Below are 16,325 nucleotides of genomic sequence, written 5' to 3'. Positions count from 1 at the left end.
CTATAATGATGCATGTAAAAGCTAAATAAAAGAGGAATTTTCATGTACAGAGAACAATTAAAACGAAAAAGGACTCATCGGATTCGATGGATAACTGTTGCGGTGATCGTTCTAATCATTCTGGGTGTTATTATTTTCTTTCATGTTGCTAAAGCACCCCAATTACGCGCTCGTTCTCATGTCACTACGGTAGCAGAAAATAGTGCTGGATTTCATGATATTAATCATTTCTACTCGTCTAATTTAAATAAGACATACTATTCAGTTGGTGGTTATAATAAACAGAATCAGTATGCGTATGCCATCTTACCTAAGAACGGGAAAAGTATGCAGGTCGTTACCCAAAAGAGTGGGATTACACAACAGGAAGCAGAAAAGACGGCTCAAAAAATTGGGAAAGCTTCTAAGATTATTAACACCGGGCTTGGGATTTATCAAGATCAGCCAGCCTGGGTGGTTTCCTATTTAAATCAGAACAATCGAATGAACTACGTCACGGTAAATTATAAGACGGGCAAGATTGTGCAAACCATTAAGAATTTGTAATGATGAATTATTGAAGGAGGAATAAAATGAGTGAAAATTTAGAGCGCTATTTAGAAAGTGGTTCAATTAGCGTTTCTGGTTTTTTATTGCAGCATTTCTCTGAGTTGGGGATGAACCCAACTGAATTAGTGGTCTTCTTGGAGTTAGTACTAGCTCGTTCTAAAGGGGATTTGTTTCCAAGTGCTACTGAGTTGTCGAAAGCGACTGGTTTAAAAGAAGACGATATTTATAATTTATTACATCAATTAGTTACTAAAAAGATTATCAACATTTCTAGTACGAAGTCTGGGAAGGACGAATATAAGTTTGATCTTTTAAATCATAAAATGGACAAGTTGCTTGATTCTACATCGTTAGTAAACACTAATAATCATGCTCAAAAAGAGCGTAACAAACAAAGTAATGATATTAAGGAACGAAAAGGATTATTTAAAAAAATTCAAGAGGAATTTGGTCGGCCATTATCTTCAATCGAGTTGGAAACAATCAATCAATGGCTTGAACAAGATCATTACTCACCAAAGATTATTGAATTAGCCCTCAAAGAGGCGGTGCTAAGTCAGGTTTATAGTTTGAAGTATATGGATCGAATTCTTTTGAATTGGCAGCATCGCAACATTAAAACCGCTGCACAAGTTCAGGAAGCCAATGAACAGCGACAGAGAAATTTAAACAGTGATCAACCAAGAAAACCAAAACAAAATATTCCGATTTTTAAAATTAATCAATGATGCATGGATGTAAAAGATCTATGCATTTTTTTTGTGGTTAAATGATTAAAATTCAGGTGAAAAGTTAAAAGTTACTTTAACTTAATTAAAAAAACAAAACAACAACAAAAAAGACCCAAGCCACATAAATCATAAAGTAGATGAGTCTTAAAGAGAATATTCAATTTATTGATTTGGAGTAGAAGTGCTTGATGATTGACTATTATTAGAAGCAGGAGTGCTCTGATTATTGTTATCTTGATTATTTGATGATTCAGAAGATGATTGATCATTAGGTTTGCTCGATTCAGATGGCTCTTCAACCTTAGAACTAGACCCCGATGACGTCTGACTTGAACTAGAATTATCGTCAGATGATGAACTGTTGGAGTCTTTTGAACTTGATGAATTTGAGACAACTGAACGATTCTTGGATGCTTGTCCAGATTGACTAGCATTATTAGCTGAAACCGCGGTTCCCATGTGGCCTTCGATATAGTATTCGTTTACGCCATCTCGTTTGGTTTCAATCACATTATCCGGCTTCTGCCAATCAATATTAGGTTTATTAGCAGATGCCTGTGACATTACTTCTTTGTAGTAGGTTTGAGCAATTCGTGTTTGTGGCTCGGAAATATAGTTTCCAGGTTTAAACTGGTGGTCATATCCGGTCCAAATAGAAAGTGAGAAATTCTTCGTGTACCCACTAAACCATGAATCCATTGATGATTGGCCAGGCACTTTCTTAATCCAATCGTCTGGATATTGAGTAGTACCAGTTTTACCAGCTTGATAAAGTCCAGGGATCTTAGCAGCAGTTCCAGAACCATTAGGGGAAGTCATGACGCCTTTGAGCATGTCATTTATCATAAAAGCAGTATCTGGTGACATGGCTCGATGCCCCTTAGGGCTGTATTGCTTTTCAACTCCGTTGACATTAACTACTTTATTGATTAAATATGGTTTGTAATACGTCCCACCATTTGCAAATGCAGCATACGCAGCCGCTTCCTGCTCTGATGAGATATAGGCACCAATTCCGTTTTGTAGTTCAAGTGGTTTATTAAATGTCATTCCTAATCCAGCTAAAAAGTCTTGTGATCGTTGGATTCCAACCTGTTGAAGGGTTCTGATCGCAGGAATATTACGTGATTCAACAAGTGCTTTTCGCATCGTGATGGTACCTTCGTGCTTATTGTCAAAGTCTTGAAGTTCTTTATTTGTTCCGGGATACGTGAAGGGCGTGTCTTGAACGGCTTGATAAGTTGGCCATTTTAAGTATTCAATTGCTGGTCCATAGTCCATTAGTGGTTTCATAGTTGATCCACTTGAACGATCGGTTTGAATTGCACGATTTAATCCAAAGGCAATTTTTTGTTTTCTTGATCCAAGCATCGAAACCACTTTACCGTTATTGGAATTTACCATCGTGGCACCAATTTGGAAGTTATTGTTAGGAAATTGAATAGGTGAGTTGGGATCGTTGGCCAGTTTATACATTTGTTTTTGAGTGTCCATATTCAAATTTGTATAAACCTTATTTCCAGCATTTAATTTGTATCCCTTTTTGTCTAGTTCTTGAACAACTTGTTGGATATAGGCATCGGCATACTTCTCATTTTTTGCGTATGGAGACGAATTTGAATTGTGTTGTTTAACCAGACCATCTTGAATACTGGTCTTTTCAGCTTCACTAGCTTGCTCCTTAGAAATCACTTTATTGTTAGCCATTGCTTCTAGAACTTGATTTCTTCGTTCAGTTGCTAACTTAGGATTTGTATAAGGATTATATTGAACAGGAGCTTGAGGTAAACCAGCCAAAAAAGCCGTTTGTGGGAGGTTAATCTTCTTTAATGGTTTATTGAAATAATAATCGGAAGCAGTTTGCATTCCGTAAGCATTATTACCCATGTAAACCTTGTTGATATAAAACTCTAAAATTTGTTGTTTACTATAATCATGGTCGACTTTGACCGCTAACCAGGCTTCTTGAGCCTTGCGTTTTAGCGTTTGGTCCGAGGCCTTAGTCGAAAAGACTGATAATTTGACTAATTGTTGGGTAAGGGTACTGCCACCTTGTAAACCACCTTGGCCACGAAGATTTGAAAAGGCTGCTTCAACAATTCTGGCAGGATCAACCCCATGATCTTTATAAAAATGACGATCTTCAATTGAAATAATCGCATTTTTTAGGTTATCAGGAATCTGATCTTGTTTCACGTAGTCCCGATTTTGGGCACCTAAACGTGAAATTATCTTACCACTTGAATCATATATCGTCGTTGAATTATCACTAGAGAGGGTATTATAAGATATCTTTGGAGCACTAGCTGCATAGTAAGTAAAAAGCCCTGCTCCACAAATAAGTATGGCAACGATTACTGCCAAAATCCATAAAATGATTTTTTTCCAAAGCTTCATCTTTTTCTTTCGTGGTTGCTGATGGTGCTTAAACCTTTGTACCCTAGAAATATTTTCATCTGAATCAGCCATTAGACTTCTCCTTTACATATTGTTCTTATTATCGATAATCTGATCAACCGCTCTGAGGTATGGAATCAAGGGTTGAAGATGGTACTTAATTTGGTACGCATTCTCCTGAAGCTCTATTTTTGAAATTGACTTTCTTCCGCCCTGATTTTGTCGGTCCCAATAATAGAATAGATTCGGTCCTTCAAGCACAAAAAGTTCATTACTTTTAACAAATTTTATCATTGCAAAGGTGATCCCACCTAATTTGGTGCATTTTTTCATGTGTTCAATTTGATGTTTATGAAAGTTACTAAGAGGAAAAGAAGTGGTACTAGTAGTTTCTTTAGCATCAAAATCAATATATTTGCCCCGATAAATACCATTATAGTCAGTTGTAGAAGCATGCTGGAAATATGCCTCCTTAATAACGGCTGCACTACGTTTGGGGTAGTCAACATTTACAATTTGAATTGGGGTAGGTTTTTTATGAACCACTGCAATATCCCTTTCCAAATAATATTGGTTGCTTTCATTTAATTCAGCTTCAAGGGACATCCCCCGATCACCGTACTTAATGGTAGATTTATTTTTTTTAATGATAAGTTTACTTGATTTACTGGTACTTCGATAGGAATTACCGTTAGGATAATGGAAATTCATTGTATAACCTCAATCCATTTATTAAAAATGATCATGTTATCATATACGTAGTATATTATAGCAATTGTAGGTAACTTGGAGAAATAATTATTGAAAGGTGGATAGAAATGAGCCGCGTTTGGGTATCAGGGTACCGGAGTTATGAATTAGGAATCTTTCAAAATGATGATCCTAAGTTAAAAATTATTAAGCAAGCTTTGTTTGATCAACTTTCACAGTTAATTGAAAATGGATGTGACTGGATTATCACCGGCGGACAGCTCGGAATTGAACAATGGACGGCCGATGTTTCTAAAGAACTTCAAAAAAAGTATCCACATGAATTTCAATTAGCAGTAATGTTACCATTTAAAAAATTTGGGTCAAACTGGAATGAAGATAATCAAGCAAAATTAAATCGAGCAGTTTCTAAAGCTGATTTTTCAAGTTCAGTAAGTGATCATCCATATGATTCACCTAAACAACTAAAAAATTATCAACGATTTATGCTCATGCATACAGACCAATCATTATTAGTGTATGATCCAGAAAATGAAGGTAAAACTAAGTATGACTATCAAGCTATTCACCAGTTTCAAAAAAATCATGCATATCCGATGCAATTGATCGATTTTGATCAGTTACAAGATCTTGCTGATGATTATCAAAGACAGTTAAATGATGACTTTTAGTTTTATTTCTGATAGAATAGAATTATGCGGAAATGATTGGTGAGGTGTGCATTAATGGAAAATATTAATTTTACTCCAAAACAAATTCTACAAAAGGAATTTAAGCAAAAAATGCGGGGTTACGATCCTGCTGAAGTTGATACTTTCTTGGATAGTATCATTAAGGACTATGAGACTTTTCAACGTGAGATTGATCAGTTAGATCAGGAGAATCAAGATCTCAAGTTAAAAGTTGACGAATTATCTCGTCAAGTATCAATGGGATCGAGCACACAAAGTACTCAACGTCCTATCGAACGTTCAAGTGCTCCTCAACGGGCACCAGAAGAGACAACTGCTGAGCAGACTAAACCTGAGGAAGCACCAAAAAATACTTCCCCAAGTCAGCCAGCTCAAGGTCAGAATCCTACTGACATGGATATCTTAAAACGGTTATCCAGCTTAGAGCGTCGTGTATACGGCGAGGATTCAGATAAATCTAATAGGTTTTAAAGATTTGGTGCAGGTCCTGAGTAATCGCGGTCAGCAATTGTTGGCTGAGGAAAGTCCACTCTCGCACAAGCTGAGATGCTTGTAGTGTTCGTGCTCGGTGAAAAAATAAGCCGAGGGATCATTGATTTGATTACGGCGAAAGAAAGAACTAAGGCAATTGCTATGCTCTAGTATTTCATAAAGTGCCACAGAAACGACTAATTTGAGAAATCAAATTATTGGAACGCAGTAAACCCCGCGAGCGGGAAACCCAAACTTTGGTAGGGGAGCTTCACACACGGAAATTGAACCAAGTGTGGGGGAAGAACAATTTGTTCTTGAGATAGATGATTACTACTTAACCACTTTTTCCTGAAGTTGTGGTTAAGCACAAAACATGGCTTATAGGGGCCTGCACCATTTTTCAGGTTGAGTGGGATCTTTCCACTCTTTTTTTATATAAAAGGGAATGAAATAAAATGAAAAAATTTAATTTAATGGCAACTTGTTCTGCTGGTTTAGAAGGCTTAGTAGGAGATGAGTTGCGGGAATTGGGATACGATCCAGAAGTTAAGAACGGAATGGTTCTTTTTAATGGAACGATTACTGACATTATTAAGGCTAATTTATGGTTAAGAACTGCAGACCGAATTAAAATTATTGTGGGTCGTTTTAAAGCGACAACTTTCGACGAGTTGTTTGAAAATACTAAGAGGTTGGATTGGGAAGACCTGATCCCGATGGACGGAAAATTTCCAGTTGAGGGACGTTCACAAAAATCAGTTCTTCATAGTGTTCCAGACATTCAAGCCATTACTAAAAAAGCAATCGTTGAGAAGATAAGTAAATTTTATCATCGTCGCACCAGATTACCTGAATCAGGTGCACTCTATCCACTTGAAGTTCGGGTTAATAAAGACGAAGTTATGGATACATTAGACACTACCGGTCCCAGTTTGTTTAAACGTGGATATCGGGTCGCAAAGGGTGAAGCACCCCTAAAAGAAAACATGGCAGCTGCTCTAATTCTTTTAACAAATTGGCATCCCAAACAAATGCCATTTCTGGATCCAATGTGTGGGTCGGGGACCATCCCAATTGAAGCGGCTTTAATTGCTAGAAATATTGCACCAGGTTATAATCGTGAGTTCGTATTTGAACACTGGGATTGGGTGGATCCAGAACTTGTAAAGAAAGTGCGTGCCGATGCAGATTCAAAAGCTGATTATGACACTGAGTTTGATATCATGGCCTCCGATGTTAATGAACAAATGATTAATTATGCCAAAGTGAACGCTGAGGAAGCTGGTTTACTTCATGACATTCAGTTTAAACAAGTGGCCGTCCAAGACTTTCATACCGATAAACAAGATGGGGTTTTAGTTACTAATCCGCCATATGGTCAAAGAATGGGTAATACTAAAGAAGCAGCTCAGCTTTATCATGACATGGGAAAGGTGTTTATTCCTATGAAAACTTGGTCTAAGTATTACTTAACCAGTGATTTAAATTTTGAAAAAGAATATGGCAAAAAAGCCACTAAACGACGTAAATTGTACAATGGACGAATCAGAACGGATTATTTCCAATACTGGGCTGAGCAAACTTTTAACAAGAAGGACAAGTAATTGAAAAGAAAAATTGCGATTATTGGTGGTGGAATAGTTGGTTCCACCATTGCATATTACCTAAGTCAACTTCCAAATGCTGATGAACGAGAGGTAACGATGTTTGACGATAGTTATGGGCAAGCAACCAAAGCAGCTTCAGGAATCATATCACCATGGTTGTCGAAACGTAGAAATAAACAATGGTATAACTTAGCAAAGGCTGGAGCTAAGTTGATTCCTAAAATTGCTGATCAAACTCAAATGAATTCAGCAACTTTTAATAGTAGTGGGACCATCATTACAAGACAAGATAATAACGATTTAGATGACCTTTATGCTTTAGCTAAAAGAAGGGCTCAAACAACTCCTGAGATGGGAAACATAATGAGGTTAGATAAAAAAGAAATGCAAAATAAAATTCCCATTCTTACGATTACTCACCCAGGAATTTTTGTTTCCGGAGGTAGTCGGATTAATGGGAATCTCTTCTGCAAGCATTTAGTTGCAATCGCCAAAAAACGAAATTTGACTCTTTATAAGGGCAGAGTGATACTTACTAGTGACCATACCATTAGTTTTAAAGATCAACCATTAAGTTTCGATCAAATTGTCATAGCTACCGGTGCTTGGGTAAAAGAAACACTTGCTCCTCTTAACATTAAAGTAAAAGTCAGACCTCAAAAAGGACAACTGGTAGAATTAAAAGTATCTGATATTCCAGCCCATGAGAACATGCCGGTGATGATGCCAGAAGGAGAATATGACTTTATTCCGCTTGGACACGGAAAATTGATTATTGGAGCTACTCACGACGATGAAAAGGGCTTTGATTTAAAAGAGGAACCAAAGGTTAATGATGAATTGCTTAATTCAGCCAAAAAATTAATTCCTACCTTGGATTATTCTGATATTATTGGTAGTAGAGTGGGAACGAGAGCTTATACAGATGACTTTGCTCCCTTCTTTGGTTCAATCCCCAATTACAAAAAATTGTTGATCGGTAGTGGTCTTGGATCGTCGGGTCTAACTACTGGACCAATGATTGGAAAATTATTATCGGATTATATCGTTTTTGGCACTACTAAAGACTGGGATATGTACGAAAAACCAATCTCTAACTACGTTAATTAATTAGAATGAAGAGCTTGAAAAGCTAATTCGTGAGCACCTAGATTTTGAGTGTCTGGAATCCATTTAGTTAACACCATTGCGAAATGATTTTGTAATTTAACGATTTCATCAACGTATTTTTGATAATGTTTGGCGTATTGTTTATTAAGACTGTCGCTTAAAATGGAACTGTCAGTATAGTACAGGACAGTAATATCACTTGGATGCTTGTTAATACTATTTAAATGATCACAAAGCTCTCTTAGGGCAGTGAGGCATGCTTTGAATTCACCAATATGATTATTCTTTGCTTTACATTGCTTTTTAATTTGAATTTGTTGTTTTTGATGAAGAATTAAAATTCCAATTCCACATTGATTACTTTTAGGTTTAATGGCTGCATCAGAATATAATTTATACATTAATAAATTACTCCATTCGTTTAATAAAGAGGTTTAGACTATGATAACTCAAAAGAGAAAATTTTTGTATCAACCAAATATCACTACTAGTATTATCTGCTGGAGTTGGACGTTTATTGTTTTGCTAATTGGGGTGATCATTTGGTTAGAAATAACTCACTTTCAAGAAATTACATTAGGTTTTTTTATTGTTTTTATCCTACTATCATGGATTCAAATTCACTTTAGAAAGTTAATCTTATCAAATAAGACGTTAACAGTGCGGAGCGTGTTTCATCCCAAGGGGATTCAAATGAATATTAAGGACATTATTGATATTCATTCCAAAAAATTTCAATTATCTTTCAACTATAAGAATAAAAACTATAATTTTATACTTCCCAACAATTCTATCATCGAATTAAAAGAAGCTTTTAGCACTGAAGTAAAAAAATAGAGGGTGTATGAATGAAAACTGACATTGAAATATCACAGGAAAGTCAATTGGATCCGATTCAAGATATCGCAAGTAAACTTTCGATTCCCAAAAACGAAGTTGATCCATATGGAAAGTACATGGCAAAAATATCAGGTAATACTCGTGATCGACATACTAAAAAGAAACTGATTTTAGTAACTGCTATTAATCCCACTCCGGCTGGAGAAGGGAAATCCACTGTATTAATTGGTCTTGGCGATGCGTTAAATCAACTAAATAAAAAAGTTGCCATTGCTTTGCGGGAACCTTCTATGGGTCCTGTGATGGGAATGAAAGGTGGAGCAGCCGGAGGCGGATTTGCTCAAGTTGAACCAATGGTTAACATTAACCTTAATTTTACGGGAGATATTCATGCTTTAACTTCTGCTAATAATACTCTAGCGGCACTGATCGACAATTCGATTCAACAGGGAAATCCTTTACATTTAGATCCACGTAAAATTCAGTGGCACAGAGCGATGGATGTTAACGATCGTGAACTAAGAAATATGGTGATTGGACTAGGTGGATCTAAGTCCGGCGTTCCTAGAGAAGAGCATTTCGAAATCACAGCTGCAAGTGAATTAATGGCCATTTTGTGTCTATCAACTGATTTAAATGATTTAAAAGAACGTATTAAGAATATTTTAATTGGATACACTTATAATAATGAACCAGTTTTTGTTTCAAATCTGGGGGTTGAAAGTGCTTTAACAATTATTTTAAAAGATGCGATTAATCCTAATCTAGCTCAAACATTAGAACATACCCCAGCGTTTGTTCATGGGGGGCCGTTTGCTAATTTAGCTATGGGGTGTAACAGTGTTCAAGCTACTAATGTGGCTCTTAAAGTTGCTGATTATACGTTAACTGAAGCAGGATTTGGTTCTGATCTAGGTGGTGAGAAATTCATGGATTTGGTATCACCACACTTAAATGCAGATCCGAGTGCAGTCGTTATGGTTGCATCAATTCGTGCTCTAAAGTTCAATGGTGGGATTAGTAAAGAAAACTTAGCTATACCAAACGTTAAAGCATTAAAATCTGGAGTAAAAAATCTTGATCATCATATTAAGGCAATGAAATCCTTTAACAAACCAATTATCGTCGCCATTAATCAGTTTACTGATGATTCCCCTGAAGAAATTAAGTGGTTAAGTGATCATTTAAGAAAACAAGACGTTGAATTTGGTATTAGTAAGTCATTTCTTGAGGGTGGTAAGGGTTCAATTGACCTTGCTCAGAAATTAATCAAACTTGTTGAGAATAATGCATCCATTAAGCGAATTTACAATGACGAGGACTCCTTGATTGATAAAATTAATAAAGTCGCTAAAAAGATTTATGGAGCAAAGGACGTTGTCCTTTCTGGGAAAGCCATGAAGCAATTAAGGGGCATTGAAAAAAATGGATGGGATAAACTACCGATCTGTATTTCTAAAACTCAATATTCTTTATCAGATAACCCCAAAAAATTAGGCGATCCAAGTGGGTTTACTTTGCATATTACTGAATTATTGCCGAAACTAGGAGCAGGATACATTGTGGCGATGGCTGGAAAAGTAATCACTATGCCAGGATTGCCTAAGCATCCAGCTGCAGCAGAAATGGATATTGATAAAAATGAAAAAATCACCGGATTATTCTAAAAAACAAATCTTGGCATGGATATGTTTTGCACTAATGTTTTTTATCCTCCTGATTTTTGATCAAATTTCGAAATGGTGGATTCGGATTAACATTCCACTTGGAAAAGAAATTCCATTCGTTCCTGGAGTTATATCATTGACTAATATTAATAACACAGGTGCTGCTTGGAGTTTTCTTGCTGGGAAATCTGTCATCTTTGAATTCATCGCCACGGGAGCCGTTTTGCTTTTTATGATATTTATTTACATCGAAAGATATCATATCGGATACTTGTTTGGTTTAATATTGATGTTGGTTGGAACGGTTGGTAATTTGCTAGATCGGTTGTTTCTAGGAGCAGTTACCGATATGATTCAATTAGATTTTATAAATTTTCCAATTTTTAATATAGCTGACTCCTGTGTCACGATTGGTGTGATCGTCCTGTTCTTAGTTATCGTATTAGCAAAACCTGAGAGTGAGAAAAATGCAAAATAGAGAATTTAGAGCTGATAATGAAAACGAGCGACTTGATAAATTGGTTTCGGATCACTATGAAGATTTAAGTCGTAGTCGTGCAAATGAATTGATCAAGGATCATTTAATTTTAGTTAATGGTGATACTAAAAAGCCAAAATACAAATCCCAAAATAATGACCTCATTCAAATTTCTATCCCTGAGCCTAAACAAATGAATTTAGTACCAGAAAACATTAAGCTGGATATTATTTATGAAGATGATCAGGTAATTGTGGTCAACAAACCCCAAGGTATGGTAGTCCATCCAGCTCCCGGTCATCCTGATCATACGTTAGTTAACGCGCTGTTATATCATACAAAATTATCTTCTATTAATGGAACAGTCAGACCAGGAATTGTTCATCGCATCGATAAGGATACTTCTGGATTGTTGATGGTAGCTAAGACCGATATTGCTCATAGATCATTGTCCAAACAACTAAGGGAAAAAACTAATCGCAGAAAGTATTTAGCGTTGGTTCATGGTAATATTAATGAAGAACGCGGTACCATTGATGCTCCGATTGGTAGATCTTTTAAAGACCGCAAGAAACAGGCAGTAATTCCCGGCGGAAGGAATGCCATCACTCATTTCCACGTTCTTGAACGGTTTGGTGGGAAATATACTTTAGTGGAATGTCAGTTAGAAACCGGAAGAACTCATCAAATTAGAGTCCATATGAAATATATTGGTCATCCACTCGTTGGCGATCCACTTTATGGACCTAAAAATACCATTAAAGGGAAAGGACAGTTTTTACATGCTGCTGAACTGGGATTTAAACATCCAGTTACACATGAAGAACTCAATTTTAAAGTTCCAGCACCACCAATTTTTCAAAAAACAATCGATCAATTAAGAAAACAGTATTCTGATATCAGTTAAGGAGTGACATTTATGGCAAAAGAGAAAGTTGTAGTTGATGGCATGGCCATGCAACGTGCTTTGACACGAATCACTTATGAAATTATTGAGAAAAATAAAGGTATCAACGACTTAGTTTTAGTTGGTATTAAGACTCGTGGAGTTTATTTGGCAAGAAGAATTGCTAAACGCTTGGAAAAACTTGAAAATGCTAAAATTCCGGTTGTGGAACTAGATGTAACCAAATATCGTGATGACTTAAAGAACCGAAAGGCAAAGCCTAATCCAACTAATAATGATGGGGTAGACATCAATAATAAAAATGTAATCCTAGTTGATGATGTGTTATACACTGGTCGGACTGTCCGGGCAGCATTAGGAGCAATCAATGAAATGGGAAGACCGAAGAGAATTGGTTTAGCTGTATTAGTTGATCGTGGTCATCGTGAACTACCAATTCGGGCTGATTTTGTTGGGAAAAATATTCCTAGTTCAAAGGACGAAAAAGTTAATGTCTTGGTTTCAGAAATTGATGATCGTGATTCTGTCGAAATCGTTTCTAACAAGTAAGGGATCTTCATTATGACTAAAAGATATTTAATCCTAAATGATGACACTTCATTTGTGGGAAGATCGATGGGGGCTGAATCAACCGTAACGGGCGAGATTGTTATGAATACGAATCTTAATGGCTACCAGGAATCAATCACAGATCCAATTTATCACAATCAAATCGTGGCATTCACACAGCCTTCAGTTGGAAATATCGGAATCAATCGAAAAAACTATGAGTCTATTTTGACATCAGCTAAGGGTGTGGTTGTTCATCATAGTGAAGACATTTCAACTAGTTACTTAAAAAATATATCTTTAGATACATTTCTTAAGCAACGTAATATTCCGGGGATAACTGCAATTGATACTCGTTATCTTTTGAAATACATTATGGCACATGATATTTCAAAAGCGAGTCTCGTTGATGTTAATGATGAACATGCATTTGATCAGTTAAATGCAGCCGTTTTAAGTAATCAGCAGATTCAACAGGTTGCCACACCCAAACCTTATTTGGTCCCTGGGAATGGCAAAACCGTTGCGGTACTTGATTTTGGCTTAAAAGAAGGGATTATTCGTCAATTATCTCAAAGGAATTGCAATGTAATTGTGCTTCCCTTTGACACTTCATACCAAGAAATCATTGATCTTGACCCAGAAGGAATTATTTTATCAACAGGGCCTGGATCTCCGCACGAAATTGATGAAAGTGTTTTAAAGACGATTGCTAAATTAGAACAGGCACTTCCAGTTTTTGGTATGGGATTAGGGCATGAATTGTTAGCTATGGCTAATGGAGCCAGTGTTTATCGAATGAGACTTGGACACCATGGAAGCAATCATCCCATTCAAAAAATTATTACTAATCAAATTATTTATGCTAATCAAGCTCAGGATTATGCCGTAGATCCAAATTCTATCGACACATCAAAACTAATTGTGACATACATAGACTTAATCAATGGAACAGTTCAGGGAATTAGGCACCGTGACTATCCAAGTTTCTCAGTTCAATTTTCTCCGGATGGGTCTAGTGGTCCAACTGACAGTATTGACTTATTTGATGAATTTCTAGAAAGTATCACAGCTCATGGGAGATAGCCTAATGAAAGACGATATCAAAAAAATCTTAATAATCGGAGCAGGACCGTCTGGAATTGGTCAAGAATGTGAGCTTGATTCCGCTGCATTTCAAGCACTAAAGGTTTGGAAGAAACTTGGGATTACTACTTTTCTTTTGGATAATAATCCATATTCAGTAATATTACAGGAAATGAATCCTGATAATGTTTCCATTAAACCTGTTAATACTGAAAATGCTAAACATGTTATTGAAACAGAGAACATTGATGCAGTTACCTCAGTTTTCGGCGGAGTTAATGCACTAAAGGTTATTCAACGCTTAAATAAAAATGGAATATTAAAAGAAAATAATGTAAAGATTATTGGTTTAAATGATGATAACATTGATCTGTTTAACAATGAAAATCGATTGAATCAAAGATTAAAAGAATATGGGATTCCCACCCCTGATTATTATATTGTTGATAATTTTGATGATTTAAGGAATGTAATTGATAAAATTTCATTTCCAATTTCTGTTAGACCGTTAGATCCTAAAGTTCGACAACAACGGTTGATTTTTCAAAACATGGAACAAATAACTAACGATGCTGATACCATCTTTGAGGAGTCAAAGTCTAGTAAATGCCTAATTGAACGGGAAATTGTCGGCTACAAAGAAGTTGGAACGGTTTCACTGCGTGATACAATGGGGACAAAATTGATGGTATCTTCTTTAGAAGATATGAATCCAGTCGGAGTGAATTCAAATGATTCGGTCGTTTATACCCCGGCACAAACTTTAAGTGATACCCAGATTCAAATGATGCGATCAATTTCATTTCAGGTCATGGACGTTTTGGGAATCAAAGGCGTTTGTCATGTACAATTTGCTCTGAATACTGAAACAAATGATTGTTTTGTTCTAAAGGTAAATCCTAGTTTTAACATGAGTACTACCTTAGCAGCAAGATCAACGGGATATCCAATTGCCTTAGTTATCTCACAATTATTATTAAATTATCCAATTACTAAAATTAAGTTACCAGCACGTTTTCATAAATTTACGACGGTGCTTCAACCAATCAGTGATCATATCACGGTAAAAATCCCCATCTGGCCGTTTGAGCAATTACCTGATGCTGATTCACGACTTGGAACTAAAACCAAATCCATTGGATCAGTAATTGGGGTAGGTCGTAGTTGCGAAGCCGCTTTGTTAAAGGCCATTAGAAGTTCGCAATCGAGTCCAAAAGATGTTTTGCCAAGTTATTCTGAACTTTCCGAAGATGAACTAATTTCACAATTAATTCACCCAACCGATATCCAACTCCCAATTCTATTTGAAGCCCTCTCACGTCATTATAGTATTGAAGATTTACAAGAATTGACCAAAATTGATCAATTTTTCTTTGTGATCATGGCAAATATTGATAAGAGTCGATCGTATATTTTTAAACACCAAAATGACGCTAAAGCTTTCAGGTTAGCTCATGAAATGGGATTTGGTGATGGAATGTTGTCATCCATTTGGCATACAGATATCAATCAACTTCGTCAAAAGGATTCTTATAAAACCTATAAAATGATCGAACCAACTGCTGGAGAATTTCCCGAAAAAATTAATTCCTTTTATGCTAGTTATGAAATTGACAACGAATCTAATCAAATCGGGAATAACACCGCACTAGTAATTGGAAAGGGTAGAAATAAAATTGGCCCCAATATTGCTTCTGATTTCTATACTAGTGAAATATTAATTCAACTTAAAAAGATTGGATTTGACACTGTAATTTTAAATAATAATCCTAATTCTGCCTCCTTAGCGCCAATGATGAGTGACAAGCAGTACATTGAACCAATTCAACTGGGAGAAATTTTAGACGTCATTCAAACTGAGAAACCCCAGTACGTCTTTCTGCCGGGTAATCGTCACTTCCTAATTCGTGAACTTAGCAAGTATCATGATTTCAAGTTGGTGGTTTTACCACCAAATCAAAAAGATGCAGTTTGGTATGGATCTCATGTTGATTTTGCGTTTGATTTATTAGTAACGGAGAACAAAATAGTTCCAATTTCAACCGTGGGGTTTAAATCCGGTGATGGAAACGATGACGATATCAGTCTTCAAACAGATTATTATGTTCCTTATGGTAAAGATGTTTTGAATGTGGAAGGGCTAGTTGAACGAGCTAAGGTAGCGGTGAAAAATCAAAGTCTTCATGGACTAGTTCAGGTTCTTTTTTACAGGGATCAAGACAAGATTAAAATTACTGGTGTGAGACCACTTCGAATTACCGAGACCGTTCTTTTAAATATGTCCACTGGAATTAACTGGATTGGGGTGCTGGTCAGGATGGCAACCGGATATTTAAATATTGATAAAATTGTAAATACCGTTCCCAAAATTGATTCTTCAACACACTTTACGGTGATGCAGGCTTCTTTCCCATTTAAGCAACTTGGAGTGTACGATTATCAAAAAGACCGATCACTCGAGTCAGGGGCTAAATTATCAATAGGTCATACTATTAACGAAGCAACCAACAAGTTATTGAAGTAAAAA

16 protein-coding genes and 1 other RNA gene are annotated in these 16,325 nt (G+C 36.2%); 14 read left to right on the top strand and 3 right to left on the bottom strand.

Annotation, left to right across the window (positions count from 1 at the left end; translation table 11 throughout):
- Positions 1–42 precede the first annotated feature (42 nt).
- Positions 43–546: a cell wall elongation regulator TseB-like domain-containing protein gene (locus AC6UD8_RS03325; RefSeq protein WP_500693735.1), complete on the top strand. Its 504-nt coding sequence runs from the start codon at positions 43–45 to the stop codon at positions 544–546.
- 26 nt (positions 547–572) lie between these two features.
- On the top strand, positions 573–1,277 hold the full coding sequence (locus AC6UD8_RS03320; protein WP_500699484.1) for a DnaD domain-containing protein: 705 nt from the start codon (positions 573–575) through the stop codon (positions 1,275–1,277).
- Positions 1,278–1,442: 165 nt separating this feature from the next.
- On the opposite strand, the gene AC6UD8_RS03315 is transcribed toward AC6UD8_RS03320, so the two are convergent.
- Together AC6UD8_RS03315 and recU are read right to left on the bottom strand one after the other, a co-directional pair.
- Positions 1,443–3,749 carry a PBP1A family penicillin-binding protein gene (locus tag AC6UD8_RS03315; protein WP_500699483.1) on the bottom strand — a complete coding sequence of 769 codons (2,307 nt, stop codon included), beginning with the start codon at positions 3,747–3,749 and terminating at the stop codon, positions 1,443–1,445.
- A 12-nt stretch (positions 3,750–3,761) separates the two neighbouring features.
- Positions 3,762–4,388 carry a Holliday junction resolvase RecU gene (gene recU / locus AC6UD8_RS03310; RefSeq protein WP_500699482.1) on the bottom strand — a complete coding sequence of 209 codons (627 nt, stop codon included), beginning with the start codon at positions 4,386–4,388 and terminating at the stop codon, positions 3,762–3,764.
- A 107-nt stretch (positions 4,389–4,495) separates the two neighbouring features.
- Here recU and AC6UD8_RS03305 point away from each other — a divergent pair, with 107 nt between their 5' ends.
- The 5 genes from AC6UD8_RS03305 (at position 4,496) to AC6UD8_RS03285 (ending at position 8,271) form a co-directional block, all read left to right on the top strand.
- Positions 4,496–5,059 carry an SLOG family protein gene (locus AC6UD8_RS03305; RefSeq protein WP_500699481.1) on the top strand — a complete coding sequence of 188 codons (564 nt, stop codon included), beginning with the start codon at positions 4,496–4,498 and terminating at the stop codon, positions 5,057–5,059.
- Positions 5,060–5,113: 54 nt separating this feature from the next.
- The gene (gpsB, locus tag AC6UD8_RS03300; RefSeq protein WP_500696699.1) at positions 5,114–5,551 is read left to right on the top strand and encodes a cell division regulator GpsB; all 438 of its coding nucleotides are present in this window, start codon (positions 5,114–5,116) and stop codon (positions 5,549–5,551) included.
- Positions 5,552–5,563: 12 nt separating this feature from the next.
- Positions 5,564–5,940, top strand: an RNA gene (gene rnpB / locus AC6UD8_RS03295) — RNase P RNA component class B.
- 69 nt (positions 5,941–6,009) lie between these two features.
- Positions 6,010–7,158 carry a THUMP domain-containing class I SAM-dependent RNA methyltransferase gene (locus AC6UD8_RS03290; protein ID WP_500699480.1) on the top strand — a complete coding sequence of 383 codons (1,149 nt, stop codon included), beginning with the start codon at positions 6,010–6,012 and terminating at the stop codon, positions 7,156–7,158.
- On the top strand, positions 7,159–8,271 hold the full coding sequence (locus AC6UD8_RS03285) for an NAD(P)/FAD-dependent oxidoreductase (protein WP_500699479.1): 1,113 nt from the start codon (positions 7,159–7,161) through the stop codon (positions 8,269–8,271). It begins immediately after the preceding gene.
- Here the strand turns inward: AC6UD8_RS03285 and AC6UD8_RS03280 are convergent.
- Entirely contained in the window at positions 8,268–8,672 is a 405-nt protein-coding gene (locus AC6UD8_RS03280) for a reverse transcriptase-like protein (RefSeq protein ID WP_500695657.1), read from the bottom strand. The two genes, AC6UD8_RS03285 and AC6UD8_RS03280, sit on opposite strands and share 4 nt — an antisense overlap.
- Positions 8,673–8,712: 40 nt before the next feature.
- On the opposite strand from AC6UD8_RS03280, the gene AC6UD8_RS03275 reads away from it, so the two are divergent.
- Genes AC6UD8_RS03275 through AC6UD8_RS03245 form a run of 7 tightly spaced genes read left to right on the top strand, consistent with a single transcriptional unit; the run spans position 8,713 to position 16,322 of the window.
- Positions 8,713–9,108, top strand: a complete 396-nt coding sequence (locus AC6UD8_RS03275) for an EbsA family protein (protein WP_500695656.1) — start codon at positions 8,713–8,715, stop codon at positions 9,106–9,108.
- Positions 9,109–9,119: 11 nt separating this feature from the next.
- Positions 9,120–10,778: a formate--tetrahydrofolate ligase gene (locus AC6UD8_RS03270; protein WP_500699478.1), complete on the top strand. Its 1,659-nt coding sequence runs from the start codon at positions 9,120–9,122 to the stop codon at positions 10,776–10,778.
- A complete protein-coding gene (gene lspA / locus AC6UD8_RS03265; protein ID WP_500699477.1) occupies positions 10,753–11,256 on the top strand; it encodes a signal peptidase II in 504 nt (167 codons plus the stop codon). The genes AC6UD8_RS03270 and lspA overlap by 26 nt, the downstream gene beginning before the upstream one ends.
- Entirely contained in the window at positions 11,246–12,163 is a 918-nt protein-coding gene (locus AC6UD8_RS03260) for an RluA family pseudouridine synthase (protein ID WP_500693747.1), read from the top strand. Before lspA ends, AC6UD8_RS03260 begins: the two co-directional genes overlap by 11 nt.
- A 12-nt stretch (positions 12,164–12,175) precedes the next feature.
- Positions 12,176–12,712, top strand: coding sequence for a bifunctional pyr operon transcriptional regulator/uracil phosphoribosyltransferase PyrR (gene pyrR, locus AC6UD8_RS03255; protein ID WP_500699476.1), 537 nt, complete (start codon positions 12,176–12,178; stop codon positions 12,710–12,712).
- A gap of 12 nt (positions 12,713–12,724) precedes the next feature.
- Positions 12,725–13,798, top strand: coding sequence for a carbamoyl phosphate synthase small subunit (locus tag AC6UD8_RS03250; RefSeq protein ID WP_500699475.1), 1,074 nt, complete (start codon positions 12,725–12,727; stop codon positions 13,796–13,798).
- A gap of 4 nt (positions 13,799–13,802) precedes the next feature.
- Positions 13,803–16,322 (top strand): carbamoyl phosphate synthase preATP-grasp domain-containing protein, encoded by a 2,520-nt coding sequence (locus AC6UD8_RS03245; protein WP_500699474.1) that lies wholly within the window; start codon positions 13,803–13,805, stop codon positions 16,320–16,322.
- Positions 16,323–16,325: the final 3 nt, after the last annotated feature.

The organism is Fructilactobacillus sp. X1R3C1, assembly GCF_059901545.1.
Note: the sequence above shows the minus strand (reverse complement) of the source record. Positions and strands in the feature narration are given on the sequence as shown.